The following is an 18,900-nucleotide window of genomic DNA, read 5'->3' as shown; positions in this document are numbered from 1 at the left end:
CGTGTTTGTATTATACATAATTTAAAATTTGAAAGTGGCGTTATTATCAGATAAATCAGAGAGCGCAACGCCTTCGCGGCGCGGATCTGCTGCACCATACAGCTTATTATTTTTTACTTCTACGCCATGCAAACCTGAGTTTAGATCTAACACACGTACTTTATGACCTCGAGCAGAAAGTGCTGGTTCAAGTGATTCAATAACGGTGCCTTTTTCAAGACTGGTGTAGTCATTACGATTAGTCGTACGCGGCAGGTTTATTGCCTCTTGCACAGATAAGTTCCAATCTAAAACGCCAACAACGACTTGAGCAACGTAATCAATAATACGGCTGCCACCGGGAGACCCTACAACTAAACGTAAGCTGCCATCTTCATTAAACACCATAACAGGTGACATAGAGCTACGCGGTCGTTTGCCTGGCTCTACACGGTTAGCAACTAATTTGCCGTTTTTACGAGGTGAAAGTGAGAAGTCAGTGAGTTGGTTATTTAAAATATATCCATTAACCATCACCGTTGAGCCAAATGCCATTTCAATTGAGCTGGTCATTGATACCGCATTACCAAAGCTATCAACAATAGATACATGAGATGTAGAAGGCAGTTCATACGAATCATCTTGTGCGTAACTTAAAAAATTAACAGGGTTGCCAGCAACCGCATGCTGATCTTTTTCGGTTATGAGTTTTGCACGTGATTTAATGTAGTTTTTGTTTAATAATTCTTGTGTAGGTACCTGAGTAAAATCTGGGTCACCCATATATACATTCCTATCGGCAAACGCAATGCGTGACGCTTGGCTAAAGTAATGAACAGCCTGTTCGCTATTAGGTGTTAGAGCCGAAATATTTGTATGCTCTAGTAAACCTAACATTTGCAAAACAGCCACACCACCACTACTAGGTGGTGCCATAGAACACACATTGTATACGCGGTATTTTATACATACCGCGTCACGCTCTTTGCTTTTATAATGTGCTAGGTCTTGCTGCGTTAATGTGCCGGGTGCAATTTTTGATTTTTGCACTGCTTTAACTATTTGTTTAGCATTTTCGCCTTTATAAAACGCATCTATTCCTTTATGAGCGATGGCTTTGTATAAATCAGCAAGCGGCTGGTTTTTTTTAATGCTACCCGCTTCAATGAGTTTACCTTTTGGGTAAAAATATTCATGTATCACCGGCATACTAATAACACCTGGATTTAACTGACGCGCTAATAAACCATGCAATCGAGGCGATATCACAAAACCTTCTTGGGCGAGTTTAATAGCGGGTTTAAATAGCTCATCCCAAGGCAATACACCATATTGCTTGTGCGCACTAGCAAAGGCATGTAACACGCCTGGCACACCTACAGAACGTCCGCCAACAACCGCTTCAATCCATTTCACCGCTTTACCATGTTTATTTAAAAATAAGTTCTCATCAGCATTTTTAGGAGCCGTTTCTCGTCCATCAAAGCTGGTTAACTTATTATTTGATTTGTTGTAGTACATCATAAATGTACCGCCACCAATACCCGATGATTGTGGCTCAACAAGCGTTAAAATAAGTTGAGTGGCGATTGCTGCATCAACAGCACTGCCGCCTTTTGCTAATATTTGCCTCCCCGCTTGTGACGCATACGGATTGGCTGCTGCAAGCATATATTTATCACCTTTAACAATTTGCTTAGCATTGATCGAGGTAGTGGCTTCTGGTTCACGAACTTCTACTTTTGTGGGTTCTTTTGACAGTACCGGCAAAGACAATACACCTAAGCCAATAGCAAATAATGAGTTAAGTTTAAAATGCATAAAAAATACTAAAAACACTTAATTACAATGGGTAATTGGCATCTTAAAGTTAAACAGGCACAATATGCAAAAATTAATACTAAAAAATACAATAAAATGCTTAATTTACCAATTCAGCCTCGTTATATTTTACCGCCCCTTTGCCTGATACTTTTTAGCACTATTTTTGCTGCATTTGATTTAAATTATTTACTTGAATTTAACCGCAACTTTGTTGAACAAGGTGAGGTATGGCGAGTGTTCACCAGCCAGTTTGTGCACGCTAATTGGGCACATTTAGGTTTAAATTGCGGGGGGATATTTCTAATTTGGCTATTGCACGGCGAATATACGACACCTACACGGTATACCACTAATATATGTTTACTGGCTCTTTGGTGTGGACTCGGTGTTTATTGGTTTTGCCCAAATATACATATTTATACAGGGCTCAGCGCCCTACTTCACGGTGTAATTATTTGGGGGGCAGTGAAAGATGTCACGTTGGGGCTAAAGTCGGGTTATTTGTTGTTTATAGGTGTATGGGTAAAAATAGCGTTTGAGCAATTTAGCGGTCCAAATGCCGACATAGGTAAGTTAATAAACTCTACTGTTGCAATAGATGCACATTTAATAGGTGCTATAGGTGGCACACTGCTTGGCATACCTTTGGCAATTGCATACTTAAAAAATAACGATTAAGCTTTCCAATATTAATAAAAACGCCGCGTTAGTAAACGCGGCGTTTTTTTATACTTAAATTTAAAAATTTAAAAATTTAAGATTAAAGCGTTTCTTTAAATAGCTTATAAATACGGCGGTATTCATCTAACCAACTTGAAGGCTGCACAAAACCATGCGGTTCAACGGGGAAGATAGCCGTTTCAAAGTTTTCTTTTTCAAGCTCAATTAAGCGCTGTACTAAACGCACTGAGTCTTGAAAAAATACGTTATCGTCTACCATTGGTGCATTTATTAATAACGGCTTATTTAACCCTTCAGCAAAGTAAATAGGTGAGCTGCGCTCGTATGCAATGGGATCCACATCTGGGTGGTTTAATATATTACCCGTATATGCTGTATTATAGTGTGCCCAATCGGTTACCGGGCGAAGCGCTGCACCTGATTGAAATAACTCTGGTGCCGTAAATAACGCCATAAAGGTCATAAAGCCACCATAAGACCCGCCATACGTGCCTACTGCCTTAGTATCCACGTTAGCATTTTCAGCCATCCATTTAACACCATCCGCTAAATCTTGTGTTTCTGGCGTGCCCATTTGGCGATAAATTGCTGCACGCCAGTCGCGTCCATACCCTTTAGATGCGCGATAATCCATATCCATTACCACGTAACCTTCATCAGCCAATAATGAATGAAACATAAACTCTCTAAAGTAAACAGACCAACCCATGTGTGAGTTTTGTAAATACCCTGCACCGTGATTAAAAATCACCGCTTTACGGGTTTTACCACTTTCGCCTTCTACGTAATCAGCTGGGTAGTATACCTTGGCGTATATTGGCTGATCTGTATGGCTTGATGGCACTGCAACTATTTTAGGTGCCGTTAATTTTTTAGCTAAAAACGCGTTAGATACCGTATTAGTTAAACGTGTTGCCGTCGCATTAGCTTTAGCATCTGTTACATATAGCTCAGCAGGCATGGTAATTTTAGAGTGTACTAGCAATAATTTACTTTCATCTGGGCTTAACGTGTAGTCGGTCATGCCATTTAAATCAGTAATTTTTTCACTTACAGCTGTTTGTGGATTTACACGAAAAATTTCGTATAAACCTGGGTGTTCAACATTTGCTTTGTAATAAATAGCAGAATCGTCACTTGTAACTGTTGGGTTTGATACCTCAAACTGACCTTGAGTTAACGCAATGGCTTTACCGTTTAATGGTTTTTTATAAAGTTGGCTGTAACCTGACTCTTCTGAAAGGTAATAAAGAGTATTTGTGTTATTTAACCAGCCAAAATTATTAAATGCATAAGCAATCCATGCATCGTCATGTAAACGATGCTGCGACTCGAGTGTATTATTTTCAAAGTCTACGGTTGCAATCCAACGATCTTTGTTGTCCCACGCTTCAAGCATAATAGCAACTTGCGAACCATCGTTGTTCCACACTATTGGGCTTTGACCTAATCCCCACCCAGTGATCAAATTAATAGCGCGGGGTGATTTTTTTGATTCATAGGTTTTGCCTAGTCGTGCATAATTTTCTTTTTTGACACTGGCTAATACATCTTCATCAAAACCTGGCAGCGTATCAAACGCTAGCGTGTTTTGTGTTTTATCATTTAAATTTATGTATATAAGTTGTGATGTTTCTTCTGTTGCATCAGCAATACGACGACGAACTTTTTTAGGGGCTATGGTTGCGTCATCAGTCACATAATGTGGCATTATATCGGTGTCACTGCGCCAGCTAGATTGCTTTTTCACAACCACCAATAACGCATCACCGTTTGGAGAAAGTTCTACTTTATCAACTTTATTGCCTTTGCCTAAATAGTAACTTGTATCCGCTATAGAGGTATTTTGCTCGTTTATTTGTGTATTACGCGCGTGCTGATCTTTTTTATTTTTGTGTTCAAGGGCAATATATTCAATAAGTTTGTGTTGTTCTTTTGCAATGTACGAACTCGGCTCGCTAATTCCTTTTGGTTTATCAGCAAGCTTTAAGTTAGCAATTTCTTGCGTTAACCCCGTCACTAAATCGACTTTAAAAAACACATTCCCTTGACGATAAGCCAATGCGCCATCATTTAAAAACTGTGGATTGGATTCATTAACCGAGCTATGGGTTACTTGGCGAATTGTGTCAGTTTTTACATTTTTAACAAACACATTGCCTTTAAACACGTAGGCTTGCATTGCTTTATTGTTTGAAAAAACTGCGTTTCTAGCGCCCAGTGTATGTAGCTTACTCAATGCGACTTGTTCAGCTGTTTGAGACGTTAATGACTGGCTAAATAAATCATGTAAGGTGTTACCTTGTTGCTTTTGAGCATAAATAATTGTTGCTGAATCAGTACCCCAAAAAGCATTTTGAGGTTGGTTACCTATCCAATCAGGATCAGCCATTGCTTGCTTTAATGTAATTTTTTCAGAGCCAACATCGGCAGGTGTACTTACCACCGCCTCAACTTTATTTGTTGCCGAAATATTATTTTTAGATGATGTGTTTGCAGTTGCACTACAACCCGCAAGCATAACACTTGAGGCAACAGCCAATGCGACTAACGTTTTAGATGAGGAAAAATTAAAGATCATAGTGCTTCTATACCGTTATTATAATTAACGCGTATTTAAGCAGAAGCACCAAAGTTAATGCAATTTTTTAAGATAAATAGCCAATTAACAGGGTAAAGCTCTGTTTACTCATTCCTTAATTATTTAATTGCTAAATCAAGCCACACTAAACGATGATCGCTTGATGCCGTTCTATCTTTAATTAACCGATATTGCTCGCTTGATTCAACTGGCCAAAATACCCCGCCATCTTTTATTTCTAACCCATAAGTCGATGGTAATACATAATCAACACGTGCCTGCCAATTGGCAGTAAAGCGTTTTGCATAGGAAAACTCGTATTGCTGCTTAGCACCTTCACTTTGAGGTAAAAAGCGAGCATTGATTAATGGATTATTAAGTAATTGATCGGTTGTTTCTAAACGCGCTTTGTCACCTTCGGGTGCTGCATTTAAATCACCCAAAATAACAAAACGAGACTGCGTCTCTAGCCCGCCTTTTTGTCCATTATCGTCGTATAAATAGTTAGCATTTGCTACGTAGTCAGCAATTAATCTAATTTCGTCATGGTTACGTTTGCCATTTCTATCTTCTTCGCCATCAAACACCGGAGGCGTAGGATGCGAGGCTAATATATGCACTGCTTTGTTATTAATAACAACCGGTACATCCCAAAACGATTTAGAACTTAACCTAAGAGCTTGCCACTCTTGAGCGCTATACCAATTCTCACCTGTTTTTGGCATTAACGGCATTTGGGCATTAGGCATATCTTTGTATTTAAAGGTTTGAAGAGTTCTAATTTTGTCAAAATCGATTGGGTACTTAGATAGTATGGCCATCCCATAATGCCCTTCAAAAAAGCCAAAGCCTTGGGCATCACCCATTACTTTACTTTTTTTACCATCGTTATCTAGGTCAAACTCTGTCGCAAGGCCCGTATTAACGGGTGCTATATAAGAATAAGGGTAATCAATGGCGGTTTGCTGGTTTTGGCTTACGTTTAAGTAATGTGTTTTAAAGTAATCAATACCTTGTTCTTTAGGAACAAAGTCAAACTCGTTTAGTAAAATAATATCTGGGCGAACGCGCTGGATAATTTCTGCAATATTTTTAATCTGTTGTGTGTTTGAGGTAAGAGCTTTGACTAAGGCATCACTTTTAATAAGCTCGCCTTTGGCAGTGTAATTTGTAGCATCCATACTGACATTGAATGTGGCAACACGAATAGACTCTGTCGCATGAATATTGACACTCAAAAACGTGGCGACTAACGCGCCATAAATTAGTTTAGATTTCATTTAAACACTCACCTTGAAATAATTGGTTTTATTATTTCATAATGTAGTGCGTTTTTGTTTTTTTACAGACAAAAAATGCCGAGTAAACTCAGCATTTTTTAATTAAGGTGCAATTTAATTTTGGCTCGAGGTATTTCACCTAAAGTTCTGAGTAAATGCGGCATAAAGCGTCTTGCTTATTTAACTGAGAAAAGGCTCATCCGTCCTGCTCAAGGCCCCTAGCCTAAAATTAGTTTTTCTGCCGTTTTTAAAATACCCGGGTAATCGTGCTCTGGTAAATAATCAGTTAATTGACTTAACTTGTCTGACAGGTCATTCATATTGTGAGCCGATACATTAATATGACCCATTTTACGACCTGGCTTCGCCGCTTTACCGTACCAATGGCTTGTTACGTCAGGTAATGTAAGTACCTCAGCAGGGATGCTTGCTTGTCCAAGCACATTGATCATAGCCGTAATATGTTTTAGCTCAGTATTTCCAAGTGGTAAACCTGCAACGGCACGCATATGATTTTCAAATTGCGAACAATGACAACCTTGCTGAGTCCAATGACCTGAATTATGGACTCGTGGTGCAATTTCATTAACTAATAGTGTGCCCATTACATCAAAAAACTCTATGGCCAATACACCCACATAGTTAAGTTCGTTAGCAATTTTAGTAAATGCGTCGTTTGCTTGTGCTTCTACCTGTTTATTATTTTTACCAGCAACAGAAAGCGTTAGCACACCGTTGGTATGCTCGTTTTCTGTTAACGGATAAATAGCAACATTACCGTGTTTATCTCGCGCACCAATAATAGAGACTTCTCGATCAAACGGGATCATTTTTTCTGCAATAATCGTGTGCGGCGCATCCTGTGACCCTGATGCTATAAAATCAGCCATTTCTGACCAAATTTGTTCTATTTGATCATCTGATTTTAATCGCCATTGCCCTTTACCGTCGTAGCCTGCTTGGCAGGTTTTTATTACAAGTGGCTTACCTAGGTTTTTAGCAGCAAGTTCTAAATGTGCTTTTTCAGTAATTAGCTGATAAGGCGCACATTCAACCCCTGTTTTATTAAGTAACGCTTTTTCTAGTGCTCTATCACCACCTGTTTTAATTGCGGCTTTACCCGGATAAAACTTGTTGCTATTACAGCATAGCGTTAAAACATCATCAGGAATGTGCTCAAATTCAGCCGTGATTGCATCAGCTGATTCAATAGCTTGTTCAAGCGTTGTTGTATACACTTCACCCGTTAGCGGGTGAACAATTTTTTGGCTGCCAACATCGTAAGCAACTACATTCAAATTAAGTGGTGCGCCTGCAAGGCTCATCATACGTGCAAGTTGTCCTGCACCTAAAATTAAAATATTCATCGTTACTCAGCAGGATTTGGGTTAGCTAATATTGTGTCGGTTTGATTTTTACGAAATGCTTCGATTTTTTCAAAAATTTCAGGGTTATAGCAACCTAAAATTTGCGCAGCTAACAAACCTGCGTTTGCAGCGCCAGGCTCACCAATGGCCAAAGTCCCTACTGCAACGCCTTTAGGCATTTGACAAATCGAAAGTAGCGAGTCAACGCCATTAAGCGCTTTAGACTTTACTGGCACGCCTAAAACAGGAACCGATGTAAAAGCAGCCGCCATACCCGGTAGATGGGCAGCGCCACCTGCGCCTGCAATAATAACTTTGATGCCGCGTTCTGCAGCTGAGCTTGCATAATCAGCAAGTAATTGAGGAGTGCGATGTGCAGATACAACTTTGGTTTCGTACTTAATGCCAAACTGCTCTAGCATAAGCGCAGCGTGTTCCATGGTTGGCCAATCTGATTTAGAACCCATAATAATGCCAACAGTCATAAATACTCCTCAGTAATGTATTTTAAAATAGCGGACTTATGTCCGGTTTTAGGCGGGTATTATACCCAAACACGTTTAATTTGCGAGGTTCGAATGATATTAAATGAAGATTAACGGCTAATTTTTTATAAATAATAAACATAAAACAAAAACAAAAAAAGCCATGTTAAACATGGCTTTTTTAATTCTGTAATTACAAAGTAACTAGGCTTCTTTACTTGCTAGGTACTCTGAGTAATTACCTCTAAAGTCGATTATCTTACCGTCTTTAATTTCCCATATGCGGGTAGCAACAGAAGATACAAATTGGCGGTCATGCGATACAAACAACAACGTGCCTTCGTAAGCTTCAAGGGCTAAGTTAAGCGCTTCAATTGATTCCATATCCATGTGGTTGGTTGGCTCATCCATTAATAATATGTTTGGTTTATGCATCATGATTTTGCCAAACAACATACGGCCTTGCTCACCACCAGATATTACTTTTACTGACTTTTTAATGTCGTTTTGCGAAAACAACATACGACCTAAAAAGCTACGAACAACTTGCTCATCATCGCCTTCTTGCTGCCATTGCTCCATCCACTCAAACAAGTTCATGTCTTTTTCAAATTCGTCGGCATGATCTTGTGCGTAGTAGCCAATGTTAGCGTTTTCAGACCACTTAAATTCACCCGCTTTTGGCGCAAGTTTTCCTGCCAACGTATTAAGTAGCGTTGTTTTACCCACGCCGTTTTCACCAATTATGGCAATGCGCTCGCCTACTTCTACTAAACCTTCTAGGCCTGTGAATAACGTATTGTCTTCAAAACCTTGGCTAAGGCTTGTCATTTCTAGTGCGTTACGAAACAGTTGTTTTTCTTGGTCAAAACGAATAAATGGTGTTTGACGAGACGAGGCTTTTACTTCGTCTAACTGAATTTTGTCAATACGCTTAGCACGCGATGTAGCTTGCTTAGCTTTAGAGGCATTAGCCGAGAAACGTGATACAAATTGTTGTAGCTCTGCAATTTGGCTTTTCTTTTTGGCATTTTCGCTTAATAAACGTTCGCGTGCCTGCGTTGCTGCAAACATGTATTCGTCGTAGTTGCCTGGATAAATACGAAGCTCGCCGTAATCTATGTCAGCCATGTGCGTACACACAGAGTTTAAAAAGTGGCGGTCATGCGAGATGATGATCATAGTACAATCGCGCTGGTTCAATACATCTTCTAACCACTTGATCGTGTAAATATCCAAGTTATTGGTAGGCTCATCAAGTAGCATGATATCTGGGTCAGAAAACAACACCTGAGAAAGTAGTACTCGCAATTTAAAACCAGGCGCAATTTCAGACATGGGCCCGTAATGCTGCTCAGTAGCAATACCAACACCTAATAAAAGCTCACCGGCTTTAGATTCGGCAGAGTAACCGTCCATTTCAGCAAATTCTGTTTCAAGATCGGCTACTTTCATACCATCTTCTTCACTCATTTCTGGTAAAGAATAAATACGATCCCGCTCTTGTTTAATATCCCATAACTCTTTGTGACCCATTATCACTGTATCGATTACAGAGTATTCTTCGTAAGCAAACTGGTCTTGGTTTAGTTTAGCAACGCGCTCATTTGGATCTGTGCTTACATTACCTGAAGATGGTTCAAGCTCACCGCTTAAAATTTTCATAAACGTTGACTTACCACAACCATTTGCACCGATTAAACCGTAGCGGTTTCCATCGCCAAATTTTGCTGAGATATTTTCAAATAATGGTTTAGCACCAAATTGCATGGTGATATTAGCTGTACTAATAATAGCGCTACCCTCCAAAGGAGTTTGTGATGTATTTAATTTTCGCGCAGTTTATATCAAAAAGGGCATTTTTTCTATCAAAAATCGAACTTAACAAGCACTGAAACTTAATTATTAAGGGTGTGCAATTCTTATTTTATTTTTATATTTAACTTATGATTTGAAGTGAATTTAAAACCCAATAAAACTTGATTACGCAGATTTTTGAATACTCATCACGGTGATGCTATTCCACTGAAAAACAACAAGATTAGAGCTTTTACACTAAAAATTAATTTATAGCTAACGTGAAAAAACATCATAATAATTAATTATTTTTAAGGTTGTAAATTTTCAGGCTGCTTATGTATTTACTATAAAAATACACTTTAATAACAACTTAAAAACACAATTAACCCACCGTGAATGTCTACATAATATATGAATAATTTCGATGATGTTTTTTCACTTTTTACCAATAAAGGTGTTTGTTAGTGTGCCTTGCACTTACCATTTTACCGACGTACACAAGGCAGTACACAATGAAATTGAAATTAACATCAATGCTGATAGCAACAATGATTAGCCCTTCGGTATTCTCTGAAGTAAACGTATACAAGGACGAGCGTAATTCAATGAGCGTGGGTGGTTTTATTGACGTAAGGATTATAAATACACAAAATCAAACAGAAGTTGTAAACGGTACATCGCGTATAAACTTTAAATTTGATCGCGAACTTAAGCAAGGCTGGACTGCATTAGGGCGTGTAGAATGGGGTGTAAACCCTGTAGGTAGCAGCAATATTGTTTACAACAACCGCTTTGAATCAATTCAAGATGAGTTTTTATATAATCGCTTAGGTTATGCCGGCCTTTCGCACGAAAAATATGGCCAAATTACTATTGGTAAGCAATGGGGGGCATGGTACGACGTTGTTTATGGCACCAACAACAGCTTTGTATGGGATGGTAATGCTGCTGGCGTTTATACCTACAACAAAGACGATGGCGCAGTAAACGGCACCGGCCGTGGCGATAAACTTATTCAATATCGTAACAGCTACAACGATTTAAGTTTTACACTGCAAGCACAGCTTAAAAACAGCGAATTTTACACCTGTGATGTAAGCGATATAACTGAATATGAATGCGAGACATTGTGGAACACTGGCGATAGCGCTGCACAGGAAGTTGAGTTTAACTACACCTTTGGTGCCTCGGTTACTTACACCCCTACAGACATGTTAACGCTTACAGCCGGTGTAAACCGAGGTGAGTTTGATTTAACTTACGGCGATGGCTCTACACAAAATGTTGAAGATTTAATATACGGTGCAGGTATTATGTGGGGCAGCGTAGATCAAAAAGGTCTTTATGTTGCCGCTAATATTAATAAAAACAAAAATCACGATACCGATAACCTTGGTCGCTTAATTAAAGACGCAATGGGTGTAGAAACATTTGCATCGTACCGCTTTGATAACGATTTTCGCCCTATTATCGCCTACAACGTATTTGATGCAGGTGATGGTTACGTAATTCAACCTAACTTTAATGCCGACCCGAACGATGTATTTAAACGCCAATTTGCTGTTATTGGCCTTCATTATTTATTTGACGAAGACACAATTGCGTATGTAGAGGCCCGTAAAGATTTTAGTGACTTTGAAAGCAACAATAAAGATCAGCAAGCCCAAATGGAACAGTCGGAAGATGACGGAATCGCATTTGGATTTAGATACCAATTATAAAATTATAATTTGCCCTTTCATGCCCTACTAAGCTAGGGCGTTTTACTTGTGACACCACCTACTCTTTGACAATAATCATATTTTTTAAACTCTTAGTTAAGATTAACCTTTAACCAATATAGTATGATGTGTTCTTTAACAATATTAAAAAGGAATAGCCTTAATCAAAAGAGCTATTTCGTCAATTACTTACTACTTTAAGTTGAGCGACATGCTAAGGTGTTTTATTTAAAAACCTTTGATATCCGCCTAGCGCATCAGCAACACTCAATAGTGGATTGTCGCTATGTTCGGCATTGGGGTTAATAATAGATTCCCACAGTAAGTTGTTATTATGGTTGGTTTTAAATGTCTGCTCTAAATTATTATATGCCTCTAACATTAACGGGTGCTCATCCCCACCTACCGACAAAAACAAATAGGTTGGCTGCTTAAACGCCTCCTTCTTTGATTTTAAAAACGTATCAACCTTACTTACTACTGTCATATCGTCGTACCAAGCTGCAGGGCTAAACGCAAAATAGCCATTAAATAATTCGTTTTTTGTATGAAATACATACAACACAAAACTTCCACCAGCAGAAAACCCACTTAGCACACGGTTATTGTTTAGCTTAAATTTACTCGATAAATAAGGCAGAAGCTCTACTTCAATAAACTGTAAAAACTTATCAGCCTCACCATTAGGCTGCGTTCCATCATCTAATCTAGCTTCAGTATTAACCTCTTGGCGTGCGTAAGGCGGCACTAGGTCGCGATTACGAGAAGATACAAAAAATAAGTTTGGAATAGCCACTAATATTGCTTGCTTACCACCTTGCTTTTTAGCAAGCATAGTTAAAGACTCATCCCATTTATCTAGGTTAAAATTACCATCTGTTTTAATAATTAACGAATACGTTTTATTAGCATCGTAATTACTCGGTAATCTAATAAAAATTTTACGCGTTTCATTTAATACTTTTGAATCGATTGTTACATCTGTATAGGCCGAAACATAATGGTTATAATAACGGCTGCCTAAAATAATTAAGCTCAATGCAATCACAGCAAATACTAAGTTTACTAAGTAATTTTTATTTATGTGTATAGCCATATTTTTCTCTATGTATTAAAAATGACAAAACCAAACGCTGCTTTTATTTTCGCTAAGTTGAAACCCTAGCCCATTTAGCAAATTACACGAGGCTGTATTGCGACTGTCTACCTCGGCATAAATAGTTTTTAACTTAAAAATCATCACTAATTCAGGTATTAACGCTACAAGCGCCTCTTTCATGTAACCCTTACCCCAAAAATCCGGCGCCAGCTCAAAGCCTAAAAAAGCACAGCTTACTTGTTCATTAATTTTATATAGGCCACAACTACCAATCACTTTGTTTAGAGTATTATGCGTAATCGCTAAACGTATAACTTCCCCTTCATAGTAGCCGCTAATATCATCTTGTATTAATTGCTTTACATCACTTTTAGATAGCGGGGTTAAATAGTCATTAAATTTACTAACCAACGGGTTGTTTAAAATAGCATGTAAACTAGTTACATCTTTATGAGATATTAAACGCAGCGATATACGAGGCGTATTTATTTTTTCAAACATGATTTAAATACAGGGCAAATTGCTCTTTATGAACCTGCATTATTAACTTACCATAGTGCATTAACAAGCATTATATAACGAGCACACAAGTATGAGTGACGAATTTAAAGTAATACAACCTACCACAACTGTGTATTGTCCTAAGCGCGGCGAGGGCTGGACCCTAACCGGCATTACTAATATAAATGAGTTTACCTCAGTCATGTTTGATGGCACACGTTACACTCTACCCGCACGTGAAATAGTGGAAGAGCTACTCCCTAACCAGCTAGCTCGAGAACAAAATAAGTAACGCCCCATCAATGAAAAAGGCTACAGTTATGCAGCCTTTTTTATAATTTACGCCAATTTAAAATGTATCGTCTTCACTGTATACATTTACCTTTAGCTCGCCGTCTTCTTCAAATACAACAAACGAAATAGGCTTACAGCATACTTGGCAGTCTTCTATGTATTGCTCATCAATATCTGCAGCATCTAGTAATACCTCTATAACTTCACCGCAATACGGGCAGCTAATTGATTCCTCAGTTAATTGGTTCATCTAACACCAAGTAAATTACATCATCAATGAATTAACCTTAATCAACACGGTTAAACTTTTCAACTGCGTTTTTAGTGGAATACATAGTATTAAAATATAAATTATACACTTTTGACCAAAACCAAATTTGTTAGCTAAAAATATGAAATACCTTTTGTACTTGATAGGTCTAATTAAACGTATAGTTAAATTAATTCTAAAGGTGGATATTTTTATGAAAAAAACACTCTCATTAACGCTAGCATCTACCCTCGTTTTATTTAGCACACTCTCTTACGCAGAAGAGACAAAAAAAGCAGTGCTTGCAGGTGGTTGCTTTTGGTGTATGGAATCAGACTTTGAGAAACTTGAAGGCGTAACCGACGTAATATCTGGCTTTACAGGGGGTAAAATTAAAAACCCTACATATAACGGTAATCATAAAGGACACTATGAAGCGGTTGAAATCACCTATAAACCTAGCATTGTAAGCTATCAAGAAATACTCAATCATTATTGGGTTAATATTGACCCTTTTGATCCGAAAGGCCAATTTTGCGACAAAGGCCCCAGTTATCGCAGTGCTATATTTGTTGCTAATGAAGAAGAACGTAAATTAGCAGAGCAATCCAAACAACGTGTTATTAAAGAGTTTCCTAATCAAACCGTTGTTACGCCAATATTAAATACAACGGTGTTCTACCCTATCAAAGGAAAAGAAAGTTACCATCAAGATTACTACAAAAATAACCCTATCCGTTATAACACTTATCGCTGGCGATGCGGACGAGACAGTCGCCTAGAAGATATTTGGGGCGACAGAGTTACGCATTAAAATAAAAGGCTGCATTTAATGCAGCTTTTTAACGCTTAAAAAGGCATTAAACGATTCTATTATTAATTTTTTATTAATACTGTTTATTTTATTGTCCAGTTTATTAATAATTAACTCTACAATAAACTTAACTCCTAGATTGTTAAACCTGTATTAAATAACTGGAGTTACATCGTATGAAAACCAAACAATTACAATTAGCCCGTGCTCTAGATTTACCAACACGCCAAGAAATGTTAAACCGTGATCACTCGGTACAGCAGTTTTGGGCAAGCAACGACGACCTAATTTCAGACGCTTGGAAAGAATAGGAAGCAAGCGAAGTTGACGCTTCTACCTTTACGCTAGACGATTCGTTACTCGATAAAAATTTACGCAAAGCCATACAACAAGCATGGGAAAATCCATCTAAAGAGCATTTAGTAAAAGCGCTTTTAGAAGAAGTGGCTCCTGATGTGTTTCAGTTTCAATTTTTTGATCCTGAGCGCCTAACCGTTTTACGTGGCTACCTTGAACAAGTATGGAACTCTAATATTCCTATGCGCCCACCTTACGGTATTGTATTAAACCGCCGCGGCGTTATGCTCGATAAACGATCAGAGGGCTATTTAGCAGCGCCAAGTTTTCAAGCATTTTATATCGAAATGCTAAACACTTATATGCGCCCTATTTCGCGTTTATTATTTCCTGAAATTACAGGTTACGACACACAAACATTTGGTTTTTCTATTTACTATGACCCTAGTACAGATGCGTCTATTCGCCCAAATACTGATGCATCAGCGGTAACGTTAAATATTAATTTAAATTTACCGGGTGAGGAGTTTAGCGGTTCTGAGCTTGATTTTTACGACCAAGTTACAGGTAAAGTAACTCAACTTAGTTTTAAGCCAGGTATCGCGATAATCCACTGAGGAAGTGTGGCACATGCTGCTAAACCCATAACCAGTGGCGATAGAACCAACTTTGTACTGTGGTTGTTTGGCGACCGCGGGCGTTTACCAGCTCAAGGCGCACAACGCCCAGTAATAGATGCTACAAAGCGCTGGACTACGCCAGTAACAACACCCGATGACTACGCACCATTTTAAATACCCCTGTATAAAACTGATATCAATCAGCCCATTAAAGCTAATTAATAATTAGTTTAATGGGCTTTTTACTTGTTGCTTTACACGTTAATAACTATCTTTTAAACATCAATAGTTAATTTATTGCAGTAAAAATGACGTTAAACAGCATTTTAATAGCCGCATTGTTATTATCACCCATCGTTAATGCATCAACCACTGAGCAAACGCTCGTAGTAGGTTTTGGTGAAAAACTTCCTCCTTTCGTATTTCCTGATTCAAATAGTGGTCTAACAGTAGATATTATTACAGCGGCTTTAACACCTTTAGGCTACACAATTGAGTCTCGATATTATCCTTATACTCGGCGTGTAAAAGAGTATAAAAAAGGAAATATCGATGTAGTAGCAGATATTAATTTAAATACTGCAAACGGAAACACCCTAAAAGGTTATTTATCATATGCGTCTTATACATACGAAAAACTTGCTTTTGCTTTAAGTAAAAACAACTTTAAATTGAGTGAAATAGCCGATTTGAAAAATTATAGTCTATTGTCATGGCCAAGTGCTGCCATTCACTTAGGAGATGAGTATGCAAATATGGCTAAAGCTAATCCATTGTATAACGAAATACACGACCAATCGCTTCAAGTTAAATTTTTGTACTCAGACAAGGTAGATGTTATACAAATGGATAAACAAAGCTTTGACTACTTTCGCGCAAATATAAAAGATATTGATACAACACAAAAAATTGATAGGTTCCCTTTGTTTGGAAAAAGCCCTAATGGATATTTATTTAAGTCTAAAAAAGTACGCAATGACTTTAATTTACAACTGCAAAAACTCAAAGAATCCGGCAAGTACAAGCAAATTTTTGATGGATACTTAAAAAAATTAATTTAAAAACAAATAGGCTGCTTATATAAGCAGCCTATTTGTTTATATCGTTTTAATGGATACGTTTAAAACTTATAGGATGCAGAAAACTTAACGTTTCTTGGTGTACCAGGTTGTACCCATGCATCGGCAAACGAGTTTGTGTAATACGTTTCATCAAACAGGTTATTTACCTCAGCCGTAATACCAATGGCGTCTGTTACATCATAATTTACAAAAGCACGGGCTGTTGTGTAGCTTGGTAGTTCAAAGTCGGTACCAAAAAAGCCGTTACGCTTGCCCACATGTAATAAACCACCACCAAACTTAATGGCTTTACCGTATAGATCTGTTGATTGCACTAACTGTAAGCTAAGCTGTTGCTCTGGCACGTTTAATAGTGATGCGCCCGCTTCTACTGTGTAACCAAAGTTAGCATCAAAAAATGAGTTTTCGATTGTTGCATCAACGTATGCATACGACGCCCAAATTTTAAGCGTATCGGTAAGCTCACCCGTTAGGTCTATTTCTATCCCTTTACTTTGTGCTTCACCAATGGCTGCGTAAGTAAACGCTGTTGGGTCATCTACAACAAGCATGTTGTCTTGCTTTACTTTAAACACAGCAACAGTACCAAATAATGCGCCATCGTTTAATGTAAATTTAACACCCACCTCAGCAGATGTAGATTGGTTTGGCTCAAAACCATCGCCATTAGCATCGGCACCCGAAAGCGGTCTAAAGTTTTCACCATAAGCCCCATACACCGACAAAAACTCACTCGCTTCGTAAACTAAGCCAAACTGCGGGCTAACACGAGACTCAGTTTGTTTGTTAATTGAGCTTGCTAAGCGATTATTAAGTGTTTGTTCGTAATCATCAAAACGTGCACCAATACGAATATCTAACTTATCGGTAATGCTTATTTGATCTTGAAAAAATACACCCAATGATTTTTGAGTTTCCAAACGGTCTGTATTTGAGGTTGGCGTTGGTAATTCATAAGCGCCATAAACTGGGTTAAATACATTAATGTATTGATCGCCACGAACACGTAAAATTACTTGGTCGTTTTCAAATTTATCGGCATCAACACCCATAATTAAACGGTGTTCAACCCCGCCAAGCTCAAGATTACCCGTTACCTCAGTTCTAAATACTTGGTATTTTGCGTCAAAGTCGCGGTAGCGTCTAAAGCGGTTTACTTCGCCATCTACAACGCCACCAAAACCGGTTTCGGTTGCAAAGCCTTCCAACGACGTATCGCGGTAATTTGCACCAAATAAGATACTCCAATTATCATCAAAGTCATGAATAAACTCTACTTGATGGCCAAGTACATCGGCTTCAATTGGGCCATCGCCTGGCTCACCTAAAAAGCGGCTTTGTGGAATAAGGCCAAGCTCGCCATCTATGGCTAATACGCCCCTATCAAACGGTACTTCTTGGTCGCTATATTCAAGCTCGTATATTAGTTGGCTGTTATTATTAATATTCCACACGATTGACGGGCTAAAGCCTTGCTTAGTGGTTTCTATTGTATCTCTAAAGCTTTCGGCATCTTCATAAAAACCAACCAGTCTAATTGCAACGTCGTCGTTAAGCGCTGTGGTGTAATCTACATCGGCGCGGTAAGTATCAAAACTACCTACAGAAACCTTAATTTCACCTTCGGTATCAAACGTTGGGCGTTTTGTAACTAAGTTTACTGTACCACCTGGTTCACCACGGCCAAATAAAGCCGCACGCGGGCCTTTTAAAACCTCAACCGACTCAATACCCGACAAATCACGTGAGCCACCAAAGCCACGTCCTGCATTAAAGCCATTTACTAAGTAGTTACTTGGTAGGTTTTCGTCGCCTACAAAACCACGTAATGCAAAACTATTCCAAAGCCCACCAAAGTTGTTTTGGCGCGCAACAGAGGCTGATAAATCAAGTGCTTGGTCAAGGCTTACTGCACCTGCGTTTTCAAGGGCTTCTAAATCAATTTTAAGCTCTGATTGCGGTGTTTCTAAAGGGCTAAAGTTACCTTGATAAGCCTGGCGAGATGCAACAACGGTTACTTTTTCAATTGCGTCATCCGTTACGCTTGTACTTTGCATATTTTGCTCAGCAGCCATTACCTGGCTACTAAATAAGCTTACTAGGCAAGTACTTAAATAGGTGAGCTTAAGCCCTTTTGTATTGGTTTTCATTGTGAACCTTGTGAGTAATGTAAGTATTTTATAGTTATGTAGTCATTTATATAGCGCTAAACAGGTACGTTTAGC

General features: G+C 38.5%; 15 protein-coding genes and 1 pseudogene. 6 read left to right on the top strand and 10 right to left on the bottom strand.

The window, feature by feature from the left end:
- Positions 1 to 21 precede the first annotated feature (21 nt).
- Positions 22 to 1,800: a gamma-glutamyltransferase gene (gene ggt, locus AC27I2_RS15370; RefSeq protein ID WP_487204772.1), complete on the bottom strand. Its 1,779-nt coding sequence runs from the start codon at positions 1,798 to 1,800 to the stop codon at positions 22 to 24.
- A gap of 96 nt (positions 1,801 to 1,896) precedes the next feature.
- Between ggt and rrtA the strand changes: the two genes are divergently transcribed.
- Positions 1,897 to 2,481, top strand: a complete 585-nt coding sequence (gene rrtA, locus AC27I2_RS15365; RefSeq protein WP_058404042.1) for a rhombosortase — start codon at positions 1,897 to 1,899, stop codon at positions 2,479 to 2,481.
- 82 nt (positions 2,482 to 2,563) lie between these two features.
- Here the strand turns inward: rrtA and AC27I2_RS15360 are convergent, their stop codons facing one another.
- The 5 genes from AC27I2_RS15360 to AC27I2_RS15340 all read right to left on the bottom strand — a co-directional run bounded on the left by AC27I2_RS15360 (position 2,564) and on the right by AC27I2_RS15340 (position 9,991).
- Positions 2,564 to 5,065 carry a S9 family peptidase gene (locus AC27I2_RS15360; RefSeq protein ID WP_487204771.1) on the bottom strand — a complete coding sequence of 834 codons (2,502 nt, stop codon included), beginning with the start codon at positions 5,063 to 5,065 and terminating at the stop codon, positions 2,564 to 2,566.
- A 119-nt stretch (positions 5,066 to 5,184) separates the two neighbouring features.
- Complete coding sequence (locus AC27I2_RS15355; RefSeq protein WP_058404021.1) at positions 5,185 to 6,345, bottom strand: endonuclease/exonuclease/phosphatase family protein; 1,161 nt, start codon at positions 6,343 to 6,345, stop codon at positions 5,185 to 5,187.
- A 218-nt stretch (positions 6,346 to 6,563) separates the two neighbouring features.
- Positions 6,564 to 7,712 (bottom strand): 5-(carboxyamino)imidazole ribonucleotide synthase, encoded by a 1,149-nt coding sequence (locus AC27I2_RS15350; RefSeq protein WP_058404022.1) that lies wholly within the window; start codon positions 7,710 to 7,712, stop codon positions 6,564 to 6,566.
- Positions 7,713 to 7,714: 2 nt separating this feature from the next.
- Positions 7,715 to 8,197, bottom strand: a complete 483-nt coding sequence (gene purE, locus AC27I2_RS15345; protein ID WP_058404023.1) for a 5-(carboxyamino)imidazole ribonucleotide mutase — start codon at positions 8,195 to 8,197, stop codon at positions 7,715 to 7,717.
- Between the two features lie 204 nt (positions 8,198 to 8,401).
- The gene (locus AC27I2_RS15340; RefSeq protein WP_487204792.1) at positions 8,402 to 9,991 is read right to left on the bottom strand and encodes an ABC-F family ATPase; all 1,590 of its coding nucleotides are present in this window, start codon (positions 9,989 to 9,991) and stop codon (positions 8,402 to 8,404) included.
- A gap of 518 nt (positions 9,992 to 10,509) precedes the next feature.
- Between AC27I2_RS15340 and AC27I2_RS15335 the strand changes: the two genes are divergently transcribed.
- Positions 10,510 to 11,718, top strand: coding sequence for a porin (locus AC27I2_RS15335; protein ID WP_487204770.1), 1,209 nt, complete (start codon positions 10,510 to 10,512; stop codon positions 11,716 to 11,718).
- A 214-nt stretch (positions 11,719 to 11,932) separates the two neighbouring features.
- Here AC27I2_RS15335 and AC27I2_RS15330 read toward each other — a convergent pair whose 3' ends face one another.
- Together AC27I2_RS15330 and AC27I2_RS15325 are read right to left on the bottom strand one after the other, a co-directional pair.
- The gene (locus AC27I2_RS15330; protein ID WP_138527637.1) at positions 11,933 to 12,814 is read right to left on the bottom strand and encodes an alpha/beta hydrolase; all 882 of its coding nucleotides are present in this window, start codon (positions 12,812 to 12,814) and stop codon (positions 11,933 to 11,935) included.
- Positions 12,815 to 12,829: 15 nt separating this feature from the next.
- On the bottom strand, positions 12,830 to 13,318 hold the full coding sequence (locus AC27I2_RS15325; protein ID WP_487204769.1) for a GNAT family N-acetyltransferase: 489 nt from the start codon (positions 13,316 to 13,318) through the stop codon (positions 12,830 to 12,832).
- A 91-nt stretch (positions 13,319 to 13,409) separates the two neighbouring features.
- On the opposite strand from AC27I2_RS15325, the gene AC27I2_RS15320 reads away from it, so the two are divergent.
- On the top strand, positions 13,410 to 13,610 hold the full coding sequence (locus AC27I2_RS15320; protein ID WP_008133044.1) for a hypothetical protein: 201 nt from the start codon (positions 13,410 to 13,412) through the stop codon (positions 13,608 to 13,610).
- A gap of 57 nt (positions 13,611 to 13,667) precedes the next feature.
- Here AC27I2_RS15320 and AC27I2_RS15315 read toward each other — a convergent pair whose 3' ends face one another.
- The gene (locus AC27I2_RS15315; protein ID WP_058404027.1) at positions 13,668 to 13,862 is read right to left on the bottom strand and encodes a CPXCG motif-containing cysteine-rich protein; all 195 of its coding nucleotides are present in this window, start codon (positions 13,860 to 13,862) and stop codon (positions 13,668 to 13,670) included.
- 214 nt (positions 13,863 to 14,076) lie between these two features.
- Between AC27I2_RS15315 and msrA the strand changes: the two genes are divergently transcribed.
- From msrA to AC27I2_RS15300, 3 genes and pseudogenes are all read left to right on the top strand, one after another.
- Positions 14,077 to 14,676, top strand: coding sequence for a peptide-methionine (S)-S-oxide reductase MsrA (gene msrA, locus AC27I2_RS15310; protein WP_487204768.1), 600 nt, complete (start codon positions 14,077 to 14,079; stop codon positions 14,674 to 14,676).
- A gap of 176 nt (positions 14,677 to 14,852) precedes the next feature.
- A pseudogene (locus AC27I2_RS15305) lies at positions 14,853 to 15,767 on the top strand (2OG-Fe(II) oxygenase family protein).
- Between the two features lie 134 nt (positions 15,768 to 15,901).
- Positions 15,902 to 16,654 carry a substrate-binding periplasmic protein gene (locus AC27I2_RS15300; RefSeq protein ID WP_487204767.1) on the top strand — a complete coding sequence of 251 codons (753 nt, stop codon included), beginning with the start codon at positions 15,902 to 15,904 and terminating at the stop codon, positions 16,652 to 16,654.
- Between the two features lie 59 nt (positions 16,655 to 16,713).
- Here the strand turns inward: AC27I2_RS15300 and AC27I2_RS15295 are convergent, their stop codons facing one another.
- Positions 16,714 to 18,825: a TonB-dependent siderophore receptor gene (locus AC27I2_RS15295; RefSeq protein WP_487204766.1), complete on the bottom strand. Its 2,112-nt coding sequence runs from the start codon at positions 18,823 to 18,825 to the stop codon at positions 16,714 to 16,716.
- Positions 18,826 to 18,900 lie beyond the last annotated feature (75 nt).

Source organism: Pseudoalteromonas sp. NH0006-46 (assembly GCF_057547735.1).
This window is presented reverse-complemented; position numbering and strand designations above follow the sequence as displayed.

Coding starts and splice junctions, on each gene's coding strand:
- ggt (WP_487204772.1), bottom strand. CDS start 1,800: ATGCATTTTAAACTTAACTCATTATTTGCTATTGGCTTAGGTGTATTG.
- rrtA (WP_058404042.1), top strand. CDS start 1,897: ATGCTTAATTTACCAATTCAGCCTCGTTATATTTTACCGCCCCTTTGC.
- AC27I2_RS15360 (WP_487204771.1), bottom strand. CDS start 5,065: ATGATCTTTAATTTTTCCTCATCTAAAACGTTAGTCGCATTGGCTGTT.
- AC27I2_RS15355 (WP_058404021.1), bottom strand. CDS start 6,345: ATGAAATCTAAACTAATTTATGGCGCGTTAGTCGCCACGTTTTTGAGT.
- AC27I2_RS15350 (WP_058404022.1), bottom strand. CDS start 7,712: ATGAATATTTTAATTTTAGGTGCAGGACAACTTGCACGTATGATGAGC.
- purE (WP_058404023.1), bottom strand. CDS start 8,197: ATGACTGTTGGCATTATTATGGGTTCTAAATCAGATTGGCCAACCATG.
- AC27I2_RS15335 (WP_487204770.1), top strand. CDS start 10,510: ATGAAATTGAAATTAACATCAATGCTGATAGCAACAATGATTAGCCCT.
- AC27I2_RS15330 (WP_138527637.1), bottom strand. CDS start 12,814: ATGGCTATACACATAAATAAAAATTACTTAGTAAACTTAGTATTTGCT.
- AC27I2_RS15325 (WP_487204769.1), bottom strand. CDS start 13,318: ATGTTTGAAAAAATAAATACGCCTCGTATATCGCTGCGTTTAATATCT.
- AC27I2_RS15320 (WP_008133044.1), top strand. CDS start 13,410: ATGAGTGACGAATTTAAAGTAATACAACCTACCACAACTGTGTATTGT.
- AC27I2_RS15315 (WP_058404027.1), bottom strand. CDS start 13,862: ATGAACCAATTAACTGAGGAATCAATTAGCTGCCCGTATTGCGGTGAA.
- msrA (WP_487204768.1), top strand. CDS start 14,077: ATGAAAAAAACACTCTCATTAACGCTAGCATCTACCCTCGTTTTATTT.
- AC27I2_RS15300 (WP_487204767.1), top strand. CDS start 15,902: ATGACGTTAAACAGCATTTTAATAGCCGCATTGTTATTATCACCCATC.
- AC27I2_RS15295 (WP_487204766.1), bottom strand. CDS start 18,825: ATGAAAACCAATACAAAAGGGCTTAAGCTCACCTATTTAAGTACTTGC.